Below are 24179 nucleotides of genomic sequence, written 5' to 3'. Positions count from 1 at the left end.
AAGCACAGCAGTGCGTCTCTATGATAAATCGTCGGTTATAAATATTACAGAATAAACGTTGCGTTAAACTTAGAATCTTAGAACCTTAGCATCTCAGCAACTTAGTTAACAAACAACAACTGATATTGCTTTGGAGTAATGCCTTCATGTTTTTTAAACAATCTGATAAAATAATTAGCATCTTCAAAACCGGATAAATAACAAACTTCATTGATTTGTATTGTTGGGTTTTTAAGTAATTTTTTGGCGTATTTTATTTTTTCGTTTAATATATATTCAATCGGACTCATGCCTAATTCGCGTTTAAAAAAGCGATAAAAAGAAGCGCTGCTCATGCAGGCTTTATCGCTCAAATTTTTTAGGTTGATATTTTCCTTTAAATTTTGTTTAATGTAAGCGGTGACTTCATTTATAGGATTGTTTACTTGAAGAACATTTCCTTCATCAATAGATTTTACTGTTTGGGTTTGAATGATTCTGATTAGTAATTCCTGCAGTGTTAAATCTGCCAAAGCGTCTTTGGTGATAGACGTACTCATACATTCTTTAATGAGTTTGTTGATCGTGGCGGCCATATCAACATTATTATAAAAGAAATAATTTTGATAGTTTAATTGCCAGAAATTGTTTCCTTCTTTTGGATAACGCTCGTTTAGAAAATTTAAAATCTCCGTAATTTTTGACTGTTCAATTGCCAGGGCTAAACATTGTGTAGGATTTTTTTTTGAAGCTTCAGGAAAATCGATTTTCATTTCTACATTCGAAGGAACAATTACAGTTTCTCCGGGTAAATAATCAAACTCCGGATCATCAAAAAGATGCATGATCTTTTTTCCTCTCAACATACTTGTTACAACGAGATCATTGAATTTTAGCGGAACTAATTTTGAGGATTCGTAAGTTTCAAAGATTTAATTCACAATGATTTAAGTTGTAAATCGTTCTGTTTTCAACCAGTGTTTTTAATGATTTCTCTTTTGATAATTGAAGCGGATTAACTAAAAAGCGTTGATTGTTCATTAGAATTAAATTTTAAATAGAAAACTTAAATTTAATCAAAAAGAATGACAGAAACCCTAATTTAACGTTTATTTAAATTAGCTCTTCAACGTGTTTTTTAATGTTTTCAGAAATCTTTCTGGTAGGCAAATCGTTTTCATCATCACCAAACGGATCTTCAATTTCTTCGGCAATAAGTTCTAAACTCGCCAAAACATAAAAAATAAAAACGACCACCGGTGCAACATAATATCCCAGACTAATTGAATATCCAAATGGCAAAGTCATCGTGTAAAAAAAGATGAATTTTTTGATAAAAGCGCTGTAAGAGTAGGGAATAGGTGTGTTTTTAATACGCTCGCAGGCACCACAAATATCCGTAAAAGATTGTAATTCTTCGTTTAAAATAATAAGCTGATCGCCGGTAATTTTTTTGTCATCATACAAATCATTGATCTTATGAAACATCATTCTTTTCAATTGATTTGGTTTGTGCTTATGATGATCAATTTCCAAATCTACATCTTCAAAAAGCTGTTTGCTCGTATCTACATCTTTAAGATGTTTGTGCAAAATATTGGCATACATTGGAATGAATTTTCTGAAAAATTTCCTGTCATTCTCCTCTTTTAGCATTGCCGAAAGTTTAATCGCAAGATTACGGCTGCTGTTTACCAGACCGCCCCATAATTTGCGTCCTTCCCACCAGCGATCATAAGCCGTATTGGTACGAAATACAAGCAATAATGAAATGACAAAACCAAGCATTCCGTGCATAATAGGAATGTTGTGTATATAGTCGTTTTTACCAAATTTAAAATATTCAACTTCCAGATAACCAACCGTTGCCGCGTATATTCCGATAGCAAGCATAATAGGCAATAACTTTCTAACAGTATCAGATTTATGAAAATGGAATATAAAAGTAAACCAGTCCTTGGTATTGTATGAGATCATTAAAGTTTGTTTTGAAACAAATTTACTTAAAAATTAATAGTTCCCGCCAATTCTTTTAATGCAATTTCGGATAATTTTGCTTCGTATTGCGCATTGCTGTAACGTACTTTTGCGTTTACATAATTAAGCTGTGCCGTTCTGAAATCAATCGTTGTTATTGTTCCAATTTTGAATTTATCCAAAGTAATATCCAAATTTTGTTTGGCAATTGCTTCGTTATCTTCTTCAAGATCAATTAATTCTAAATTAGTTAAATAGGTTTGAAAAGCCGTGCTTAATTGTGTGTTCAAAATCATATTTTGCTGCTCAATTGCGATTTGAGAATTCTCGATTTGCAATTTGGCTACTTTTTCATTTCGATGCTGATTAAAACCGTCGAATATGTTAAGCGTTGCATTAAAACCATAATTTAAACCTTTTGAAGATGCTGAACTTGTAAAACCCAAACTCGACTGGCTTTCAGAAAAATTATAACCAGAGGTTAAGTTTACAACAGGATAACGGTCTGCTTTTACTTGTTTAAGCTGCAATTCGGCAATACGTTTGTTGATTATTTGAGCTTCGAGAGCCGGATTTTGTTTTTGTGCCAAATCCATTAAATTAGCTAAAACCAAAGTACTGTCAACTGTAACCAGATCAGTAACTTTAAAATCAATTTTTGGATCACGCGCTAAATATTGGTTCAATAAAATTTTGGCATTCGCATACGATTCTTTTTGTCTCAACAAAGCAACCTGATCTGAATTTAAATCAACCTGAGCATTTAAAACCTCTAATTTTGAAGCTTTTCCAATGCTGAAACGGTTTTGCGCCAATGTCAGTCTTTGTTTTGAAATTACAATAGTTGTATCCAAAGCCGATAATTGCTGCTGCTGTAGAACCAAATCATAATAAGAAGAATTTACCTGACCAATTTTTACCAAAATAGTTTGTTTTAACTGAGAATCACCAAGCTTTTGAAGCTCTTTTAACTGATCTAATCTTGCAAACATTTTCATACCGTCAAAAACCGTCCAGCCTAGCGTTACACCATAATTTAAACTGTTGTTTTTTGCATTATCCAAAGAGGTTGATGTACCATCCTGACGTGTTTGCGATGAGTTGGTAATGCTATTGTTATCAACAATTGAGGCAGTCGCAACGGGTAGCATTCCGGCATTTCCAATAGTTACATTTGTCTCGCTTATCTGGGTGTTATTTTTTGCAATTTTAATTTCAAAGTTATTCTCCAAAGCTATTTTCATAGCATCTTCAATAGTCAGCGTTACTTGTGCATTTGTTTTTAAAATGCATAAGAAGAATAATAAACTGCTAAATAAAATTTTAATATTCATATTGGTTTTCTTTTGCTGTAAATTCAGGAACCAAATCAGGAATTTACAGCCAATAAATTATTTGTTACTTTCTCTTTCGTATTCGTCAATATTGTCAAATTCCGGATAATGTTTTCTGGCTTTAGACCACATTAAATAGATTGCAGGAATAACAAAAAGTGTCAATGCTAATGAAAAAATTGTTCCTCCAACAATTACAACTCCCATTCCAATTCTACTTGTAGAAGCCGCTCCAAGTGACATTGCAATTGGTAAAGCTCCTAATGCGATGGCTAAACTGGTCATCAAAATTGGACGTAAACGCGCTTCCGAAGCTTCTAAAATAGCCTCAAGTTTTGGCTTGCCCTGCTCTCGCAACTGGTTGGCAAACTCTACGATCAAAATACCGTTTTTGGTTACCAAACCAATAAGCATTACGGTACCAATCTGGCTAAAAATATTCCATGTCTGGTTGAATAACCATAGAGAAAATAATGCGCCGGCAACAGCCATTGGAACAGTTAAAATAATAATTAACGGATCTATAAAACTCTCAAATTGAGCAGCCAGAATCAAAAATATTAATAATAAAGCCAACCCGAAGGCGAAAGAAGTATTGGAACTACTTTCGACAAAATCTCGCGATTCTCCACTTAAATCGGTTGTAAAACTCTGATCTAGAACTTTAGCTTTAATTCGATCCATTTCCTCAATACCATCGCTGATACTTTTTCCCGGTGCCAAACCTGCGGCAACAGTTGCAGACATATAACGGTTATTGTGGTATAATTGCGGTGGATTACTTTGCTCTTGTATTTTTACAACATTATCCATCTGAATCAACTGACCGGATTTGTTTCTCACAAACATCGAGGTTAAATCCAAAGGTTTGGAACGGTCTTTTTGATCAAACTGACCAATTACCTGATATTGTTTTCCGTTTTTAATGAAATACCCAAAACGCTGACCGCTTAAAGAAAGCTGTAAAGTCTGCGCAATATCCATAATTGATATACCTAAACTTTCGGCTTTTGCACGATCGATACTTACGTTTATTTCAGGCTTGTTGAATTTTAGATTTACATCAGTTGTAGAAAAAACATCACTTTTACCAACTTCTTCCATAAAAGCAGGAATTTTTTCTCTAAGTTTATCAAAAGTTGGTGCCTGAATAATATACTGAATAGGAAGTCCGCCACGTCTGTTTACAGAAATTGTAGGCTGTTGAATTACAGATGTTTTAGCGTCTGGATATTTTTTAGTCCATTTAGTTAATTTATCAGCGATATCTTTTTGAGATCTGGCTCTTTCGTCTGGTTCTTTTAGTGAAAGTCTAATAAAACCTGAATTTGTTGCAGAACCTCCGGAACCTCCCGCGGTAATAACTAAACTAACTTTTTTCTCCGGAATAGAATCATCAACTAATTTTGACATTTCCTGCATAAAACGGTTGGTATATTCATAAGAAGAGCCTTCTGGAGTGGTCATACGCATCGTTACGGAACTACGGTCATCATATGGAGCTGTTTCTTTTGGTAGAATGGTAAAGAACAAATAAATCAATCCAAAACAAACAATCAAAATAGGGAAACTGATCCACTTTTTATCCATAAAACGGCCAAGTGAATCTGCGTAACCGCTGTTTAATTTTTCAAAAAACGGTTCTGTTTTAATATAGAATTTCGATTTTTTCTGTTCGCCGCCTTTCATCAAATAGGCGTTTAGCATTGGTGTTAAAGTCAGGGATACAAAGGCAGAAATTAATACCGCGGCACCAATTACGACACCAAATTCCCTAAAGAGTCGGCCAACGAAACCTTCTAAGAAAATTACAGGTAAAAATACCGCAGCAAGTGTAACCGAAATCGAAATTACAGCATAAAAAATCTCGTTTGATCCTTTTATTGCCGCTTCAATTGGCGACATTCCTTCTTCGACTTTCTTGAAGATATTTTCGGTTACCACAATTCCGTCATCCACCACCAAACCCGTAGCCAAAACAATTGCTAATAAAGTTAATACGTTGATAGAGAACCCGAAAAGCCACATGATAAAAAACGTAGCGATTAACGAAACAGGAATATCAATTAAAGGTCTGAAAGCAATTGCCCAGTCTCTAAAGAATAAATAAATGATGATAATTACCAGAATGATCGAAATTCCCAATGTTTCGGCAACTTCAAGTACTGATTTCTTTACGAACAGTGTATTATCAAGTGCAATATTCAATTTAATATCTTTTGGAAGATCCTTTTTTAAAGCTTCGTATTTTTTATAAAATTCAGATGAAATATCTAAATAATTAGCTCCCGGCATCGGTACGATGGCTAAACCAATCATTGGCAGTCCGGAAGATGTTAAAGAAGTTTCTATATTTTCAGGGCCTAATTCGGCACCTCCAACATCACTTAAGCGAACAATTTTATCACCATCGGTACGAATGATAATATTGTTGAATTCTTCCGGTTTAGAAAGATTTCCAATTGTTTTTACGGTAAGTTCTGTATTGTTTCCTGTTAGTTTTCCTGAAGGCAGTTCTACGTTTTGTGCGTTTAAGGCATCGCGAACATCAGAAACAGTACAATTATAAGCATTTAATTTTATCGGATCGATCCACAAACGCATCGCATAACGTTTTTGTCCCCAGATTTGAACACCACTTACTCCTGGAATAGTTTCTAAACGCTGCGAAATAACATTTTCTGCATAATCACTTAATTCTAAAGAGCTTCGGCTATCACTTTGAACTGTCATCGAAATAATAGATTCACTATCAGCATCAGCTTTAGAAACTACCGGCGGCGCATCAATATCCTGGGGTAAACTTCTAACGGCTTGTGAAACTTTGTCTCGAACATCGTTTGCAGCTTCTTCTAAATTTTTATCTAAATTAAATTCGATGGTAATATTACTGCTTCCCTGATTGCTTGACGAAGTAATATTTCTGATTCCATCAATAGCATTTATTGCTTTTTCAAGGGGTTCCGTAATTTGTGATTCAATAATATCAGAATTGGCTCCGGTGTAGTTGGTTCTAACAGAAACCTGCGCCGGATCAATAGAAGGAAATTCCCGAACACCCAGAAAGGTATAACCAATGAAACCGAATAAAATAATCAAAAGATTCAGTACAATGGTTAAAACGGGTCTTCTTATACTTGTGGTTGATAAACTCATGTTTATATTTTAGATTTTAGATTTTGAATAAGGAAAATAGAGTATAGAGAATAGATTTAAGATTTAAACTTCATCATTATTAACTCTTAACTCATAATTCAAAACTACTTTTTTACGTTAACTTTTATCGGAGCTTCATTTTTTAATGACATTACACCACTTGTAATCAAAGTGTCGCCTGCTTTTAATCCTGATAAAATTAAGATTGAAGCATCAGTTCTTGTTGTAGCGTCTACCATCACTTCTTTGGCCTTGCCCATATTTGCGATATAGACTTTTTTACCATCCTGTATTGGTACGATAGCCTCAGAAGGTACTACAATAGCATCTTTAATAATGCTTAAAGGCAGTTTTACATCGGCAAATGTTCCGGGAAAAAGTTTTCCTTCAACATTATCGGCAATAGAGCGTATTTTTAAAGTACGGGTTGCGACTTCAATTTCCGGCTCAATGGCGTAAATTTTTGCAGTATATATTTTATCAGATCCCGAAACAGTAAAATCAATTATAGAACCTGATTTTACTTGTGAAGCATATTTTTCGGGAATAGAAAATGTGATTTTTAATTTTCCAGTATTAACCAATTTTGCAACCAAAATAGTTGGTGTAATATAAGTTCCCGGTGAAATAGAGCGCAAACCAATTTTTCCTGAAAAAGGAGCTTTCACAGAAGTTTTGGCAATTTGTGCTTTAATTAATTGTGTTTGAGCTTTCATCGATGCGTAATCTGCATTGGCAACATCAAACTCTTCCTGGCTTATAGCTTCTTTTTGCAAAAGTAATTTTGCTCTTCTTTCGTTTTCAGCGGCTAAACCTTCTTTTGTCTGTGCCTGCTTTAACTGAGCTCTTAATTCAATATCGTTTACTTTAAAAAGAACCTGACCTTTATTTACATATGTGCCTTCAGTAAAGTAAATTCCCTCAACAATTCCCGAAACTTCACTATGAATTTCTACTTGTTCATTGGCTTCAATAGATCCTGATAATGATAAATTATTATCAAAAGTTGAAGTTTGAACAACAATTCCGGTTACAGTGGTAGGTTTGTCTTTATCGCCGAATTTTTTAGATTCATCATTTTTACTTTTGTTAGACATCACTCTATAAGTGATAAACCCTCCGAGTACTATAATAATAAGAGCGTAAATTAGGTTTTTCAGTTTCATAAACTTGAGGTAAAGATATTTTTTTGGTGTTTTTAGTAGCTCGCAAATTTAACTTTTTGTATTGAAATCAAAAGGCGTTAGCTTTTATTTAACAATAAATTTAAACAGCTGTTTAATAGATTATTTGGGCAAACTTTTGCCTTTAGACTGGTTTTTTGATAAAAGGTTTAAACTGAATTTGATTTTTTTTCTGTTAAAGTTAACAATTTCTGGATAGTAAATATTTAAAATATTTATAATCAAATGATTAGGTTTTGTGAATGGTTTATAATAATTCTAAACAAATATTTTTTTTGCATTTTGTATGATTTATTTTGCAGTTTATCGTTTTTATTTGTAACATTGATAAGCTTAAACAAAATGGTAGTTTTTTGTGAGAATATTAATGTTTTCGGTGGTTAATTGTTAAATTATGTAAGTTTTTTATCTAAATTTAAGTTAAAAAACTGATTTTTTAAAACTATTTAATTAACAAGTGTTTATTAATTGTTTGCTTTTTAGAGAAAAAAACTACCCATTTATGAGAAGAAAAATACTCGTTGGTTTATGGATTTCGTTATTGTTTTGTGCTATTTCATTTTTGTTTTGGCAGAATGAAATAAAGTATACTTTGCCCACACCAATTCCTCAAAATTTCCACCAGATAGCAATAGGAAATAAAGTCGACTTAAAATGCTGTATCACTGATAACAGACCTGTTTTTATTCATTTTTTTAATCCAGATTGTCCATGTTCCCGATTTAATATTCCGCATGTAAGTGGATTGATTAAAAAGTACGGAGACCGGATTAATTTTAAAATTGTTGTACTGAATAAAAAAAAGAATTTTACCATAGAAGAAATTCAGAAGAAGTTTGATGCCAAAATCCCTGTCTATTTTGACAAAGAGATTGCCGAAAATTGTGGCGTTTTCTCGACTCCGCAAGCCGTTATCGTTGATCCGTCGCATAATTTGTATTATCGCGGAAACTACAATAAAACAAGATATTGCACTAATGCGGACAGTAATTATGCCCAAATGGCATTAGAATCATTATTAAAGCAAACCAAAACTCCATCATTTGATGCTTTAGCTCTAAGAGCTTACGGATGTTCATTACCAAAATGTTCTAAATAAATCTAACCTTAACCAAAATTACCAAAATTATGAAAACAAAAGCCAGTTTAAACGAACAGGATTATTTGCACAGTTTTATGTCAACAATGACGCAAAAGTCTGATACTATTATCAATTATGTTCTTGCAGCCTATTTCTTTCTGGGAATTGGCCTTTCCTTTAAATACGACACCTTTGAAATTGGCGTAGGAGTTGGTACATTAAATTTGTTGATGTATTATTCTGCAAAACTTTTACTTAAAAAATCAAACTTTTACCAGTATGTTTTATCAGTTGTGCTGGCTATTTTTATGGCACAATACATTTACCAGATGCATGGTTTGTTTGAAATGCATTTTACAGTATTTATTGCCAGTACGATTCTTATTATTTATCAAAACTGGAAATTACAAATTCCGCTTACGCTTTTGGTTGTAATACATCACGCAGGTTTGGCTTATATGCAGAATTTTGTTTACCAGGATCCAAACGGTTTACAAATTTATTTTTCGCAGGTAAATTTTGATGTGGAGACGTTAATTATTCACGTGATATTGGCGGCCGTAGTATTTTTTATGAACGGTTATTGGGCTTATTATTTTAAAGAACACAGCCAGAATCATATTTCTAAAATATCTGACGAATACGAATTGGAAAACATCAAATTGGCTTCGGCAAAATACAGCTCACTTTCTGCAACTAAAGAATACAATGATTTTGTTCATAGAACTACTTTAGATTTAAAACTTCCGGTAAGTTCTGTATTAAAATTAATTGATGTTTCTAAAGGACATACTGACAATGACCAATTGCTGAGCTACTTGGAAATGATGAGAGACAGTGCCAAAAAAATTGATGATTTGGTGAATGATATTCACGTAAAATCAACCAATAGCAGAGGTTAAAATTGAGTAGTTTCAATACTTCGACGATTTCCAAATCAATTTTAACTTAATCTTATTTTATGTCCAAACACGATTTTGAATCGGCAAATACTATGCTGACAGACTTAAAAAACTCTTTTGATGTTTTCTTAAAAAATGATGTTTCGTCAAAAACAGAATTTAAAACTGATTTTGGTAAAGAAGTTACTAAAATTTTTGATGAAAACCAGGATAATCCAAATGCAAAAAAATTAGATTTTCAGTATAAAAAAATCATTCAGATAGCAAACGACATTCAGCATTTAAAATCTGTAAATGATGATACTTTGCCAGACTGGCTGGAAGATGAACTGGAATCTGTTTTTAAAAAAATCAAAGACTTATTAAAGATTTTAGAAGAAGAACTTAATTAAAATAAAACGTAAGAAATATCATTTATACGTAAAAACGTAAGTACATATTAATTTTAAACACAAGATTTATGGATACCAGAATTACTCGCCCAACTCCATCTGATAGAGAAGTTGATTGGAATAAAACTAAAGTGTTACTAAGTAAAACAGATACAAAAGGAACCATTTTATATGCCAATGAAGCTTTTATCGACGTTTCTGGTTATGATGAATTTGAGCTGATCGGACAGCCGCACAACGTTATACGTCACCCGGATATGCCAAAAGTGATTTTCAAATTTTTATGGGATAGTATTAAATCAGGCAAAAATATTCATGCAATTATCAAAAATATGTCTAAAACAGGCAGATACTACTGGGTAATTACCGATTTTAAAATCATTGCCGATGAAGATGGCGAAATTGTTGGATATTTTGGAACCAGAAAATCGGTACCCGAAACTATTATCATTAAATTTATAGAACCTTTGTACAAAAAACTAATACATATTGAAGAAGTTAGCGGAATAGGGGCTTCTGAAGATTATTTGACTGGTTTTCTTGAAGAACGCAAAAAAACATACATGGAGTATGTGGATCATCTGGTTGCAACAGGCAAAGACGACAAAAACAAAGTAAGCAAAGGCTTTTTTAATGGTTTTTTTGAAAAGAAAAACACAAAAAAATAATAGTAAATTATTTTGAAGATTAAAACATGACGGTGTACTTCATTGTATCGATAAATTATTCAACTTCAAATTTGCTCCCCAACAAATTTAAATCAGTCACCATGTGGTAAATGAATGTTTGATACAGTGAAGTATTTTTTTCTTGAAGATTCTAAGGCTCTAAGATTCTAAGATTCTTAGGTTCAGAGTTGTAATATTAAAAAAGACAAAGATGTTAAAAATTGAATTTGGAATTTAAAAAACTTAGAAGCTTAGCAACTTAGAGACTTAGTCTCTTAACTAATATAATTCCAAATATTTTTCTTCTTCGTTAATTCTATAAAAACAGCTTTTAGGGTTGCATGTTCGGGTTTTTGGAGTGGTGCGTCATTTTTTAAAACCATCATGGCATAATTTCTGGCTAGTGCCAAAATATCACGATCACGAACAATATCAGCAATTTGCAGATTTAAAACACCGCTTTGCTGAGTTCCCATTAAATCTCCCGGACCGCGAAGTTTAAGATCGACTTCGGCAATTTCAAAACCATCGTTGGTTTGCACCATTGTTTCCATTCTCGTTTTACTGTCGGCACTTAATTTATGGCTTGTCATCAAAATACAATAACTCTGTTCGGCGCCACGACCCACGCGGCCACGCAGCTGGTGAAGCTGAGACAAACCAAAACGTTCGGCACTTTCGATAATCATAACACTGGCGTTGGGTACATTTACACCAACTTCAATCACAGTCGTTGCGACCATAATATTGGTTTTCCCTTCAGAAAAACGTTTCATTTCGGCATCCTTATCCGCAGGTTTCATTTTTCCGTGCAAGATTGAAATTGAATATTGAGGAAGCGGAAAATCACGTGAAATGCTTTCGTAGCCATCCATCAAATCTTTAAAATCCATTTTTTCTGATTCCTGAATTAGCGGATAAACAATGTAAATTTGTCTTCCTTTTGCAATTTCATCTTTCAGGAATTTCCATACTTTCAATCGGTTACTGTCAAATCGATGAACCGTCTGAATTGGTTTTCTGCCGGGAGGCAATTCATCAATAACAGAAATATCCAGATCGCCATATAAGCTCATTGCCAAAGTTCTGGGAATAGGCGTGGCAGTCATCACCAAAACGTGTGGCGGAATATCATTTTTCTTCCACAGTTTAGAACGCTGCTCAACTCCAAAACGATGCTGTTCATCAATTACGGCCAAACCTAAATTTTTGAATTTTACTTTATCTTCCAATAAAGCATGCGTTCCAATCAAAATATGTAAACTGCCGTTTTCAAGCTCTTCGTGAATTATTCTTCGGGCTGCAGTTTTGGTTGAACCTGTTAATATTTTTATATTAAGGTTTAAAGTTGCAGCCAATTCTGATAAACCAATAAAATGCTGATTGGCAAGTATTTCTGTTGGTGCCATCAAACAAGCCTGAAACCCGTTATCGATTGCCAAAAGCATGCTTAAAAATGCCACAATTGTTTTTCCGGAACCTACATCACCCTGTAATAATCGGTTCATTTGGGCATTACTTCCCATATCAGAACGGATTTCCTTAACCACACGTTTTTGTGCATTTGTAAGTTCAAAAGGCAAATGATTCTGGTAGAATTCATTAAAAAATTCACCAACTTTAGTAAACGGATGTCCCTTTATTTTATGTTTTCTAATGAGATTTTTTGTGATTAATTGCAGTTGAATAAAAAACAATTCTTCAAATTTCAATCGAAATTGGGCTTTCGCTAAAGCCTCAGTACTTTTTGGAAAATGAATATTGAATAAAGCGGCTTTTTTTGAAATCAGTTTTAATTCTTCGATTAAATAAGCTGGAAATGTTTCAGAAAATAATGCCTGAGTTTCAATAAACAATTGCTGCATTAATTTATTGATCGTTCGGTTCGAAATTCCGCGATTTGTCAGCGTTTCTGTTGAAGGATAAACAGGCTGCATAGCCGAACGAAGACTTTTTTCGTGCTCGCTTAACAATTCAATTTCCGGATGCGCCATACTAAACTGACTTCCGTAAAGAGAACATTTTCCAAAAATTACACAAACTTCATTTAGTTTTAGACTCTCACGAACCCATTTATGTCCCTGAAACCAATTCAGGTCAATTTGTCCTGTATCATCAACGAAAGTGGCAACTAAACGTTTTTTATTTTTTGCAAATTCAACCGTTTTAATATTGATGATTTTTCCAATAATCTGAACTTCAGAGCCTGTGTTTTGCAGCTCATTTATTTTATAATAACGCGTTCTGTCAATATATCTATTTGGAAAAAAATTAATCAAATCTCCATATTTATGAATGCTCAATTCCTTACGAAGCAACTGACCACGGGTTGGGCCAACACCTTTTAAGTATTCGATTGGGGTTTCGAGGAGATTATTAGACATTTTTTAGACTTCTTAGATTTTAGTCCCGAAACTTCGGGATAGACTTTAGAAAATAGAAATTAAGAATATAGAGTATAGACTTTTGTCTATATTCTTTGTTCTATATTCATTTTTCTTTTCTCTTTAGGATAGCGAAGATAGATTTTAATTAGGAATTTTAAAAACGAATAATCAAAGAAAAAATGTAAGAAAAGTATTGTATTATATTTTTTTATTGTATTATTGTAGGATTAATTGTATTTTAAGTTAACTATTAAACCTGCATGAAAATGAATAATAAAATTCTTTATTTACTAATTGTTTCATTCTTTTTGTTATCAAATTCAAATTTATCAGCTCAAAGTCAAAATATTACTATTTTATCAATAGAAAATTCAGACAGAAGTGTTGATTTATTATATGAAAAGAAAAATCCGGGAAGCTATACCTTAACGCTTGAATTTTCAAATTTAAGTAATTGTAATGTTAGTACTTACGAAAAAGTAGTAAGCGATGATTCAGGATTTATTATGAAACTTGAGCCAATAAATAAAGATCAGGATATTACTTATTCGATGCGATATTCTGCAACTTTAGGAGCTGTCAATCCAAAGATTGATAATTTATTTCGTTATGTACTTCCTTTCAAAAATGGCAAAAAAATAAAAATATTTGAATCTGAATCTGTAGGTGAAAAATATTTTGGTTTGAAAAAGGCTGTAGATTGGAAATCGTATGCTGTAGCTTCAAATAAGCCGGATACAATATATAGCATGAGAAAAGGTATAGTGGTTTTGATAGATAATCAATACAACGACAACTCTCTTTTAGACGCTCAATTTACTTCCAGAAGAAATCAAGTAGTGATAGAACATGAAGATGGAACTTTTGCAATGTATAAAGGTTTAAAAAAAGATGGAATATTTGTTGAACTTGGACAGACAGTTAATTCACAAACTGAATTAGGAATAATCGAAAAATACAATAAGAAGGGCTATAGATTAGATTTTGACGTTTTTTATCTGTCTCAGGATGGTTTAAACTTGCAAAATAACCAATCTTCACCTGATGCTAAAAATACGTATCAATATTTTCCACCTGTTTTTTACACTCAGGATGGAAGAAAGCGCTTGGAATCCGGTAAAGAATATACCGTCTTTTTAAATGAAAATATTTAATAAAGAATTTAAAAACCGGTAAGAAAGAATTTATAAGAAAAAAATATTCTTTAAAGTGAAACTGTTTCTTTAATTGTTGCCAAAGTTTAAAAACTATATCTTTGAGTTTTAAATTTTGAAAAATGACAACACATTTAGTACTTCTGCGCGGAATCAACGTTTCGGGACACAACATGATGAAAATGGAAGCTTTGAAAACAATGTTAGAAAATATTGGTTTTCAAAACGTGAGAACGTATCTACAATCCGGAAATGTTTTTGTAGAAAGCGAAGAAGAAGCTTCAAAAGTGGGATTTATGATTAAGCAGGAAATTTTTAAAATTTTTGGACACGAAGTTCCTACGATTGTGATTACGAAAAAAGATTTGGAATTGTGTTTTGCAAACAATCCGTTTTTTAAAGAAAAAGATATAGATACTAAAAAACTCTATGTTGCTTTTGTATCAACTGTTTTGAAAAAAGAAAATATAAATGACCTAAAAATCAGTCAGTTTAAACCCGATGAAGCAAGTATAGACGGCAACAGAATTTTTATTAAATATGAAATTGGAGCCGGAAAAACCAGATTAGAAGGTAAATATATTGAGAAAAAACTGAATGTTATAGTAACAATGAGAAATTGGAATACGGTTACGAATTTGCTTAAAATGTATGATGAAAATTAGAAAATGAGATAATTACAAAGCGTTCTAAAATTATCAAATTGACACATTTTCTAATTGTCTAATTTAGTTTTTAGGTATCAAATCGCAATACCAAAATCCAAAATTAAAAGGATCGTCTGTATTTGTATCGCAGGCTGTATTTGAAGTATCTTCATTTCCGGATTTTTCATATTTTCTATAAACAATTTCTCCAATTTCAAAATTTATGGGTTCTGAAAAAATAGGTCCGTCAAAAGTAAAAGTATGGAATTCGCCGTTTTCTCCGCATACATCGACATTATCGGGTAAATTATTGATGAAATCCTGATCGATAATTCGCCCCACAAAACTTTTATCTAAATAACGTTCGTTTACGCAAACTACAATAGTTCTAAATCCCAAAGCAATAAATTCCTGTATCAAATTTTGCGTTGGAATTTTCCAGATAGGAAAAACACCTTTAAAACCAATTTTAGCCAATTGATTTTCACGATATTTTCGTAAATCTTCAAGAAAAATATCTCCAAAAACAGAATGTGTAATTCCTTCGTTCTTTAATTCCGTTAAAGTTTCTGTCATTACATTTTCGTAAACTTCCATGGATGGCATTTCCGGAATCTGTAAAATTTTTAATGGAATTCCGATGCTCTTCGATTGTGATTCTAACAATTCGACCCGAACGCCATGCATTGAAATTCGTTGAAATTGTTGGTTTACGCTTGTTAAAAGATATTCGATCTTGTATTCAGGATTTTGAAGTATTTTATATAATGTAAGTGCAGAATCTTTACCGCTGCTCCAATTGAATATGGCTTTTTTTTGTTTTGACACGATGTTGAAATTTTCTATCGTAAACATACAAATTTCATTCGATTTGTTGATTAAACCTTTGTAACTTTGGGATTTTGCCACCAATTTATTTTCAATGAAATACATCCTACTATTATTTACCACTTTCATATTTGCACAACAAACCCAATTTGTCGATTTTAAATCGGTAAACGGACAATTGAAATTAGATGCCAAAGAAAAATCTGTTTCAGGATCTGTAGATTATGAATTTGAGGTTCTAAAACCTTTGGATACCATAAAATTAGATGCTAAAAATATGGAATTTTCTAAGGTTGCAATCAACCAAAAAGAGGCGATTTTTGTTAATACAGGAAAACAATTGCAAATTATTTACAATTTTCAAAAGGGACAAAATCATCTGACTTTTGATTATGTTGTAAAACCAAAACAGGCTTTGTATTTTGTAGCTATCGAAAATGCTGAAGTTCAAATCTGGACACAAGGGCAGGGAAGATACACCAGCAATTGGTTTCCGAGCTTTGATGATGTAAATGAAAAATTGATTTTTAATCTGGGAATTACTTATAATAAAGATTATCAGGTTGTTTCAAACGGAATTTTGAAAGATAAATCGTCAAGCGGAGATTTAGTTCATTGGCAATACCAGATGAAAAATCCAATGAGTTCTTATTTATTGATGCTTGCCATTGGAAAATATGACAAGAAAGAATTGATTGCGAAATCTAAAATTCCGTTAGAATATTATCTGGAAAATAAAGACGTAAACCGTTTTGAACCTACATACAGATATTCGAAACGTATTTTTGATTTTTTAGAAAAAGAAATAGGGGTCAGTTATCCATGGGAAATTTACAGAGAAATTCCGGTTCGCGATTTTCTATATGCGGGAATGGAAAACACAACAACAACACTTTTTGCAACCCGTTATGTGGTTGATTCAATTGGTTTTGAAGACCGAAATTATACTAATGTTGATGCGCATGAATTGGCACATCATTGGTTTGGAGATTTAATAACAGCCGAAAGCAGCACACATCATTGGCTGCAGGAAGGTTTTGCAACCTATTATGCTGCTTTGGCCGAAAGGGAAATTTATGGTGATGACTATTTTTACTCGAAATTATACGACACAGCCCAACAAATAAAATTTGCTTCGAGAACTGACACAATTCCGGTTCTAAATGCCAAAGCGAGCTCGCTTACTTTTTATGAAAAAGGTGCCTGGGCTTTATTTGTTTTACATGAATCAATTGGTGATAAGGCATTTAAGAAAGCCGTAAAAAGTTATTTAAAAAAATATGCATATCAAAATGTGAACACTCAAAATTTCTTTGATGAAATAAAAAAGGTTTCGAATTTTGATTTGGTTCAGTTTCAAAAAACCTGGTTAGAATCTACTGTTTTTGATACTCCTGCAGCAAATGCTTTGTTGAGTAAAAATAAAGCAATCCAAATTCGCTTAGAAGTTGATAAATTGAAAAAGACACCAATAGCAGAAAAGCTGGATTTTTTAAGAAATACTTTGAAATCAGATGTTTATTATGCGGTTAAAGAAGCAATTGTTGATCAATTAGAAAATGAAAAATTTGAAGCCAAGAAAGAACTTTTGCTCTTGGCTTTACAAACCAATAATATACAAATTCGACAGGCTGTTGCGACTACTTTAACCAAAATCCCCGAAGAATTTAGATCAGAATATGAAACTTTATTAAATGATAAATCATATCAAACGCAGGAAATTGCTTTGTATTGGTTATGGAAAAATTTTCCGGATCAACGCACTGCTTACTTAGATAAATCAAAAAAATGGATAGGTTTTAATGATTATAATCTTCGTACCATGTGGCTTTCACTGGCGTTGTCAACTCCTGATTATGCTCCTAATTCAGAAGATTTAATTGCGGAACTAATTTCGTTTTCATCTACTAAATATGAAGCTACAACACGACAAAATGCTCTCGAAAAATTAATCGCATTTAAAATAATTAACGATCAGGTTCTCAGTAATTTGGTTAGTTCTACAACGCATCATATGTGGCAATTTTCGAAATTTGGAAGAGACACGATTCGATTTTTATTAAAAAAACCTGAAATGCGTGCTTCATTTGATAGAATTTTACCTAATTTGACCCCCGATGAACAGTTTCAATTGAATCGTTTGTTGAAGGAGTAGAAGAAAGAGAATGGAAAATAGAACAAAGAAAATAGAGCAAAGAAAATAGATTTTTGCGTGTAGCTTTTAGTCTTTTTTCTATATTCTTTACTCTATTCTCTAAAAAAAGCCCAAAAACAAAATAAATACCTACATTAAATTTATGAGAGCATTGGTTATTTCAGGTGGTGGCAGCAAAGGCGCATTTGCCGGCGGAGTTGCACAATATTTAATAGAAGAAAAAAATCACGAATATGATTTGTTTCTGGGAACTTCAACAGGAAGTTTGCTGATTCCGCATTTAGCCTTGGGGCATATTAAAAAAATTCACTCTGTTTATACTAATGTTACCATGTCAAGTATTTTTAATATTTGTCCGTTTGTAGTTAAAAACAAAGATGGCGTTGATATTGTAACGATAAACCACTTCAATGTTTTGCGTCAGTTTTTTAAAGGAAAAAGAACATTTGGCGAAAGCAAAGGTTTAAGGAAATATATTAAGAATAATTTTAGTCTTACTGATTTTAATAAGCTGAAAAAACTAAATAATGATGTTATTATTACCGTAACCAATTTTACTAAAAACGAATCAGAATATAAATCTATAAAAGATTGTAGTTACGAAGAGTTTTGTGATTGGTCGTGGATTTCGAGTAATTATGTTCCGTTTATGAGTTTGGTTGAAAAGGACAATTGCGAATATGGTGATGGAGGATTTTCCAGTTTGGTTCCTATTCGTGAAGCCATTAACCGTGGAGCCACAGAAATTGATGTAATTATTTTGGAAACTGAAGTGAATATGGATAAAATGGTTATTGGAAAAAACCCGTTTTCGTTAATGATTGATTTGTTCCGAATTGCCCTGGATCAGGTAGAGAAACACGATATTGCTATAGGAAAACTTATGGCAAATAACAAAAATGTGAAACTTAACTTATATTATACTCCGACAAAACTTACAGATAATGCGCTTATTTTTAATAAAGAAGTGATGAAAGAATGGTGGGAGCAAGGTTATGAATATGCTCAGAATAAATCTGAGGTTATGAGTGATAATAGGTAATTAAAGAATTACAAATATGAAAGTATCTTTTGATCTTGATGATACATTAATTTCAAAGAAGTTTGAATTAGAAAAAGTAAGTTTATTTCAGAAATTTTTAGGTATTGAAAGTATAAGAAAGGGAACCATAAATTTATTTAAGGAAATAAAAAAGCAAAAACATGAAATCTTAATTTATACAACTTCGTATAGAAGTGAATTAAGAATAAAATGGACTTTTTATTCTTATGGAATTCCTGTTGATTTTGTAATAAATCAACAGAAACATCAAAAGAAAATCAGAACAACAAATATTCATTGTTCAAAATACCCTCCGATGTTTCATATAGATGTTCATGTAGATGACTCAATGGGAGTTGAAATGGAAGGTCAGAAATATGGTTTTAAAACCATTATAATTTCTGAAACTGATAAAAATTGGATTCAAACAGTTTTAAATAAAATAAGCATCATCAAAAATTAAAAACTATTTTTTACCAAAGTTCAGAAACCTCATTCTTAATATATCCCAAAGCAGCATTACTAGGAGATTGTTTCTCTAATAAATCATTTAAAATCACTTCACGTAATTTATCTGCGCTGTCAACACGATCGCTCATGGCAGCTTTACGAATAATTTGAATTGTTGAGTTTTTAGCTGTTGTGATGATTGTCCAACATTCATCAGACATGTAAATTTGCTGTGTTAAATTATGCTCGAATTCTTGTTCGATTTGGTCGATTACGAAGTTTTCATAATCGTGTTTTTCGTTTGATATTGGCGCAACTCTAATTAATAATTTTGTTAGGTTTATACGCTCTAAATATAAAGTCATACGTTCGTAAGCCTGTAAACGTATCGGCAAAGATTGTTTCTGATATTCTTTATTCAATAAAAAGGTACGTTTTTTATCGTTGTTTTTAATATGTAATTCAAAAAAACTGTATGCTACAAATCCTGTCACGATGGCAGGTAGAGTATAACTGGCTAAGTCTATAATTCTTGTAAAATCCATTTGAATAATTTTTCAACAAAAATATACTTTTTGATGAGAAAACAACATTATTTTTTATTGTAATAAATGAAACGGAAGTCTACTTTTGTGCACAATTCTTTAAACCTGCTGAAACCCAATATAAATGGAATCATACATCATTATTTTACTTTGTTTAGCTGCTTTTGCTGCAGGATTTATTGATGCTATTGTAGGCGGCGGCGGATTAATCCAAACACCAATGGGATTGATTTTATTACCTAATTTGCCTGTTTCTACCGTTATTGGAACTTTAAAATTACCTGCTTTTACCGGAACTGCTTTTGCAGCTTTTCAATATTTGAAAAAAGTAGTGATTCAATGGAAGTTGCTTTTGATAATGATGTGTTTGGCGGTTCCATCTGCGTTTTTAGGTTCTACGATTTTAACGATGGTAAGCAATGATTTTATGAAACCATTATTACTTGTCGTTTTGTCATTATTGTTTGTTTACACTTATGCAAAGAAAAATTTTGGTCAGCATGTTGAAAAAGACCATTCGGCAATAACTCAGATAATTTATGCAGTTGTAATTAGTGTAATTGTTGGTTTTTATGATGGCTTTATTGGTCCCGGAACAGGAAGTTTTTTTGTAGTTGCTTTTATCGCGTTATTGGGCTTTGACTTTCTGCATGCTTCTGCGAATGCCAAAATGGTGAATCTGGCGACTAATTTTGGTTCAATTTGCTTGTTTATGATAAAAGGTAAAATCATTTGGTCAATAGCAATTCCGATGGCAATTAGCAATGGACTTGGCGGTTGGCTTGGTGCAAAACTAGCCATTAATAAAGGAAATAGTTTTATTAGAATCTTCTTTTTAGTTGTGGTAATTGGGACTTTGATACGTTTTGCTTATGATGTGTTTTTTAAATAAGCTTGTGAATGCGTAAGTTTAAAAGTTTTTTAGTATTTAATATCATTTAATTAAATTATATTTGCTAGATAATAGCAATTTTAAGTATCATAAAATGATAGAAATAGTTGAAAATTACGAGAATTACATTAATAGTCTACCTGAACTTATAAATAAATCTTACTATAAAGCTGATTTTTTTATTCAAAAACTTGGGTTGAAACATGCTACATACTATCGAAAACTAAAATCTAAAAATTTCACACATCAAGAGGTAAAGCTAATTACAGCATTGTTATTTCCTGAAGAAATTTTGATTCAACAGCTTGAAAAAAGTGAAGAAGATATTAAAGCAGGAAGAACAATAGATTTCTCAGATTTTAAAGAAAAACTAAGAACTAAGTATAATATCTAAATTTATTGGATTTCTTTTATTATCCCAAAAAAGTACAATATAAATTATTTGAAGTTCGATTTTGTAAAATAAATAGACTTGGCTTGATATTAAGAATTTTCTATAGGTAGTTTTTTTATATTTAGAGCCAATTTGACTGTTTTGTTCAATCATATGCAAAGTTGAAATGGTTTTTTCAGAAAAAGAAGCTGCTTTAGTTTCAGAGTATTTATTAATTATTTCAGAATAAGTTTCTTCAGCGATTTTTGTAATTTCTATTTTCATTTTTCATTTCGTAAGTTTTGCAAATATAGAATTATTTTAATATTACAGATTTTTCTTTCAAATTTAAAAACTAATTGTTTGAACTTAGCCCCGATAGAGACGGTATCCTCGCAGTGAAACGGAGAGATATAGCCGAAAGCGGGAACTATGTTTATTAAAATGCCTATTGTTCTGCTTCGGAATAAAAAAAATAGCATTCCAGAACTCAGAATCTTAAGAAAAAAAACTTAGCAACTCAGAACTTTAGCATCTTAGAACCTTTCATTTACATCTTAGGAACTTTCTTTTTTAATTCTTATTTTTGCATTAAAAGGAGAAAAATTTCATGCAAAAATATATTGACCAGCTCAACGAAGCGCAACGAGAACCCGTTTTAAAGAAAGATGGGCCAATGATTATTATTGCTGGTGCAGGATCTGGAAAAACCCGTGTTTTAACAATTAGAATTGCTTATTTAATGGCGCAGGGTGTTGATGCATTCAACATTTTATCACTTACTTTTACGAATAAAGCAGCCCGTGAAATGAAACACAGGATTTCGGATATTGTGGGTGCAACTGAGGCTAAGAACTTATGGATGGGAACTTTTCACTCGATTTTTGCCCGTATACTGCGCTCAGAGTCAGATCATTTGGGTTATCCTTCCAATTTTACAATTTACGATTCACAGGATTCGGCGAGACTTATTTCTTCGATTATTAAGGAAATGCAGCTGGATCGTGATATTTATAAACCAAAACAGATTTTAGGCCGAATTTCGAGTTATAAAAACAGCTTGATTACGGTAAAAGCCTATTTTAATAATCCTGAACTTGTTGAAGCCGATGCAATGGCAAAAAGACCAAGATTGGGTGAGATTTACCAGCAATATGTAGAGCGCTGTTTTAAAGCCGGTGCAATGGATTTTGATGATTTATTATTGAAAACCAATGAATTGCTTACTCGTTTTCCGGAAGTTTTGGCGAAATATCAAAATCGTTTCCGTTATATTTTGGTTGATGAGTACCAGGATACAAATCATTCTCAGTATTTGATTGTTAGGGCTTTATCAGATAAATTTCAGAATATTTGTGTGGTTGGGGATGATGCCCAGAGTATTTATGCTTTCCGCGGCGCGAACATTAATAATATCCTGAATTTTCAAAAGGATTATGAAGGTGTTGTAATGTTTCGTTTGGAACAAAATTACCGCTCAACCCGAAATATCGTTGAAGCGGCAAACACTATCATGGAGCATAATAAAACCAAACTGGATAAAGTAGTTTGGACGGCGAATGATTTTGGAGCAAAAATCAAAGTTCATCGTAGTTTGACTGATGCCGAGGAAGGACGTTTTGTAGCGAGTACCATTTTTGAACAGAAAATGCAAAATCAGCTTCATAACGGAGCTTTTGCAATTTTATATCGTACTAATGCTCAGTCGCGTGCGATGGAAGATGCTTTAAGAAAACGTGATATTCCGTATAGGATTTATGGCGGATTGTCTTTTTATCAACGTAAAGAAATCAAGGATGTTTTGTGCTATCTGCGTTTGATAATTAATCCGAAAGATGAAGAAGCGTTGATTCGTGTGATCAATTATCCGGCGCGTGGAATTGGAGACACAACTGTTGAAAAACTAACTATTGCCGCCAATCATTACAAACGCTCGATTTGGGAAGTAATGGTGAATATTGATAAAATTGATTTGAAACTGAACACCGGAACAAAGAATAAATTGAATGATTTTGTGACAATGATTCAGAGTTTTCAGGTAATCAATGAAAATCAGGATGCTTTTTATATTACAGATCATGTGGCTAAAAAAACAGGTCTGGTACAGGAATTAAAAAAAGATGCTACGCCGGAAGGAATGGCAAAAATTCAGAATATCGAAGAACTTTTAAATGGTATAAAAGATTTTACTGAAGGACAAAGAGAAATTGACGGAGCAAGAGGAGCACTTTCTGAATTTATGGAAGATGTGGCACTTGCTACTGATTTAGATAAAGATACTTCTGATGAAGATCGTGTGGCTTTGATGACAATTCACCTGGCAAAAGGACTTGAATTTCCACATGTATTTGTAGTGGGTATGGAAGAAGATTTGTTTCCGAGTGCGATGAGTATGAGTACCAGAAGTGAATTGGAAGAAGAACGTCGTTTGTTTTATGTAGCTTTGACCCGTGCAGAACATCAGGCGTATTTAACTTACGCACAATCTCGTTATCGTTGGGGAAAACTGACAGACAGCGAACCATCTCGTTTTATTGAAGAAATTGATCCGCAATATTTAGAATACTTAACGCCTGCAGAAAGTAATTATCGTTATAAACCAATGATTGACGGTGATATTTTTGGTGATGTTGATAAATCAAAATTACGATTGGCAAAACCGGTTGGAGGAACTCCGCCAAAACACATTACGGATAACGAACCAAAACCGGATTTGAATATTCGAAAACTAAAACCTGTTGCTGGAAATGCGCCAACTTCTACCGGTGCAAATTTATTCGACAGTAAATTAACGGTTGGAAATGTTGTTATGCATGAACGTTTTGGCAAAGGTGAAGTTGTTAATCTTGAAGGTGTTGGAGCTGATAAAAAAGCTGAAATAAAATTTGAGGTTGGCGGAATTAAAAAGCTATTGCTGCGATTTGCTAAATTGGATGTTATAGGATAAAAAAAGTTTCAAGTTTCAGGTTGCTTGACTTTGAACATAAATTTAACCGCAAAGATTTACGCAAAGTTCCGCAAATAAATTAAGGT

The 24179-nt window shown here is 32.6% G+C and carries 21 protein-coding genes; 12 read left to right on the top strand and 9 right to left on the bottom strand.

Annotated features, from left to right (window positions below):
• Window positions 1-101 precede the first annotated feature (101 nt).
• The 5 genes from RT99_RS23090 to RT99_RS23070 all read right to left on the bottom strand — a co-directional run bounded on the left by RT99_RS23090 (window position 102) and on the right by RT99_RS23070 (window position 7612).
• Complete coding sequence (locus tag RT99_RS23090; RefSeq protein ID WP_242607248.1) at window positions 102-911, bottom strand: AraC family transcriptional regulator; 810 nt, start codon at window positions 909-911, stop codon at window positions 102-104.
• Between the two features lie 181 nt (window positions 912-1092).
• Window positions 1093-1956 carry a bestrophin family protein gene (locus RT99_RS23085; protein ID WP_042567075.1) on the bottom strand — a complete coding sequence of 288 codons (864 nt, stop codon included), beginning with the start codon at window positions 1954-1956 and terminating at the stop codon, window positions 1093-1095.
• 26 nt (window positions 1957-1982) lie between these two features.
• The gene (locus RT99_RS23080) at window positions 1983-3290 is read right to left on the bottom strand and encodes a TolC family protein (RefSeq protein WP_042567074.1); all 1308 of its coding nucleotides are present in this window, start codon (window positions 3288-3290) and stop codon (window positions 1983-1985) included.
• Between the two features lie 57 nt (window positions 3291-3347).
• On the bottom strand, window positions 3348-6446 hold the full coding sequence (locus RT99_RS23075; protein WP_042567073.1) for an efflux RND transporter permease subunit: 3099 nt from the start codon (window positions 6444-6446) through the stop codon (window positions 3348-3350).
• 104 nt (window positions 6447-6550) lie between these two features.
• Window positions 6551-7612: an efflux RND transporter periplasmic adaptor subunit gene (locus RT99_RS23070; protein ID WP_042567072.1), complete on the bottom strand. Its 1062-nt coding sequence runs from the start codon at window positions 7610-7612 to the stop codon at window positions 6551-6553.
• A gap of 520 nt (window positions 7613-8132) precedes the next feature.
• On the opposite strand from RT99_RS23070, the gene RT99_RS23065 reads away from it, so the two are divergent.
• From RT99_RS23065 to RT99_RS23050, 4 genes are all read left to right on the top strand, one after another.
• Window positions 8133-8729, top strand: a complete 597-nt coding sequence (locus RT99_RS23065) for a redoxin domain-containing protein (RefSeq protein WP_042567071.1) — start codon at window positions 8133-8135, stop codon at window positions 8727-8729.
• A gap of 29 nt (window positions 8730-8758) precedes the next feature.
• Complete coding sequence (locus RT99_RS23060; RefSeq protein ID WP_042567070.1) at window positions 8759-9613, top strand: hypothetical protein; 855 nt, start codon at window positions 8759-8761, stop codon at window positions 9611-9613.
• A gap of 59 nt (window positions 9614-9672) precedes the next feature.
• Entirely contained in the window at window positions 9673-10005 is a 333-nt protein-coding gene (locus RT99_RS23055; protein ID WP_042567069.1) for a hypothetical protein, read from the top strand.
• A 68-nt stretch (window positions 10006-10073) separates the two neighbouring features.
• A complete protein-coding gene (locus RT99_RS23050; protein ID WP_042567068.1) occupies window positions 10074-10673 on the top strand; it encodes a PAS domain-containing protein in 600 nt (199 codons plus the stop codon).
• Between the two features lie 275 nt (window positions 10674-10948).
• Here the strand turns inward: RT99_RS23050 and recG are convergent, their stop codons facing one another.
• A complete protein-coding gene (gene recG / locus RT99_RS23045; RefSeq protein ID WP_042567067.1) occupies window positions 10949-13057 on the bottom strand; it encodes an ATP-dependent DNA helicase RecG in 2109 nt (702 codons plus the stop codon).
• Window positions 13058-13326: 269 nt separating this feature from the next.
• On the opposite strand from recG, the gene RT99_RS23040 reads away from it, so the two are divergent.
• The gene (locus RT99_RS23040; RefSeq protein ID WP_165587225.1) at window positions 13327-14214 is read left to right on the top strand and encodes a M23 family metallopeptidase; all 888 of its coding nucleotides are present in this window, start codon (window positions 13327-13329) and stop codon (window positions 14212-14214) included.
• A 122-nt stretch (window positions 14215-14336) separates the two neighbouring features.
• Window positions 14337-14879 (top strand): DUF1697 domain-containing protein, encoded by a 543-nt coding sequence (locus RT99_RS23035; protein WP_042567066.1) that lies wholly within the window; start codon window positions 14337-14339, stop codon window positions 14877-14879.
• Window positions 14880-14942: 63 nt separating this feature from the next.
• Here the strand turns inward: RT99_RS23035 and RT99_RS23030 are convergent, their stop codons facing one another.
• Complete coding sequence (locus RT99_RS23030) at window positions 14943-15716, bottom strand: diphthine--ammonia ligase (RefSeq protein WP_042567229.1); 774 nt, start codon at window positions 15714-15716, stop codon at window positions 14943-14945.
• Window positions 15717-15783: 67 nt separating this feature from the next.
• Between RT99_RS23030 and RT99_RS23025 the strand changes: the two genes are divergently transcribed.
• The 3 genes from RT99_RS23025 to RT99_RS23015 all read left to right on the top strand — a co-directional run bounded on the left by RT99_RS23025 (window position 15784) and on the right by RT99_RS23015 (window position 19349).
• A complete protein-coding gene (locus tag RT99_RS23025; protein WP_042567065.1) occupies window positions 15784-17844 on the top strand; it encodes a M1 family metallopeptidase in 2061 nt (686 codons plus the stop codon).
• Between the two features lie 142 nt (window positions 17845-17986).
• Entirely contained in the window at window positions 17987-18886 is a 900-nt protein-coding gene (locus RT99_RS23020) for a patatin family protein (RefSeq protein WP_042567064.1), read from the top strand.
• A gap of 16 nt (window positions 18887-18902) precedes the next feature.
• Window positions 18903-19349: a hypothetical protein gene (locus tag RT99_RS23015; RefSeq protein ID WP_042567063.1), complete on the top strand. Its 447-nt coding sequence runs from the start codon at window positions 18903-18905 to the stop codon at window positions 19347-19349.
• A 10-nt stretch (window positions 19350-19359) separates the two neighbouring features.
• Here the strand turns inward: RT99_RS23015 and RT99_RS23010 are convergent, their stop codons facing one another.
• Window positions 19360-19881, bottom strand: coding sequence for a hypothetical protein (locus RT99_RS23010; protein ID WP_042567062.1), 522 nt, complete (start codon window positions 19879-19881; stop codon window positions 19360-19362).
• Window positions 19882-20005: 124 nt separating this feature from the next.
• Here RT99_RS23010 and RT99_RS23005 point away from each other — a divergent pair, with 124 nt between their 5' ends.
• Together RT99_RS23005 and RT99_RS23000 are read left to right on the top strand one after the other, a co-directional pair.
• A complete protein-coding gene (locus RT99_RS23005) occupies window positions 20006-20773 on the top strand; it encodes a TSUP family transporter (protein WP_042567061.1) in 768 nt (255 codons plus the stop codon).
• A 94-nt stretch (window positions 20774-20867) separates the two neighbouring features.
• The gene (locus RT99_RS23000; RefSeq protein ID WP_042567060.1) at window positions 20868-21167 is read left to right on the top strand and encodes a hypothetical protein; all 300 of its coding nucleotides are present in this window, start codon (window positions 20868-20870) and stop codon (window positions 21165-21167) included.
• Here the strand turns inward: RT99_RS23000 and RT99_RS22995 are convergent.
• The gene (locus tag RT99_RS22995; protein WP_042567059.1) at window positions 21144-21431 is read right to left on the bottom strand and encodes a type II toxin-antitoxin system RelE/ParE family toxin; all 288 of its coding nucleotides are present in this window, start codon (window positions 21429-21431) and stop codon (window positions 21144-21146) included. The two genes, RT99_RS23000 and RT99_RS22995, sit on opposite strands and share 24 nt — an antisense overlap.
• Before the next feature lie 325 nt (window positions 21432-21756).
• Here RT99_RS22995 and RT99_RS22990 point away from each other — a divergent pair, with 325 nt between their 5' ends.
• A complete protein-coding gene (locus RT99_RS22990; RefSeq protein WP_042567058.1) occupies window positions 21757-24093 on the top strand; it encodes an ATP-dependent helicase in 2337 nt (778 codons plus the stop codon).
• Window positions 24094-24179 lie beyond the last annotated feature (86 nt).

This window comes from Flavobacterium sp. MEB061 (genome assembly GCF_000834715.1).
Taxonomy (GTDB): Bacteria; Bacteroidota; Bacteroidia; order Flavobacteriales; family Flavobacteriaceae; genus Flavobacterium; species Flavobacterium pectinovorum.
Note: the sequence above shows the minus strand (reverse complement) of the source record. Positions and strands in the feature narration are given on the sequence as shown.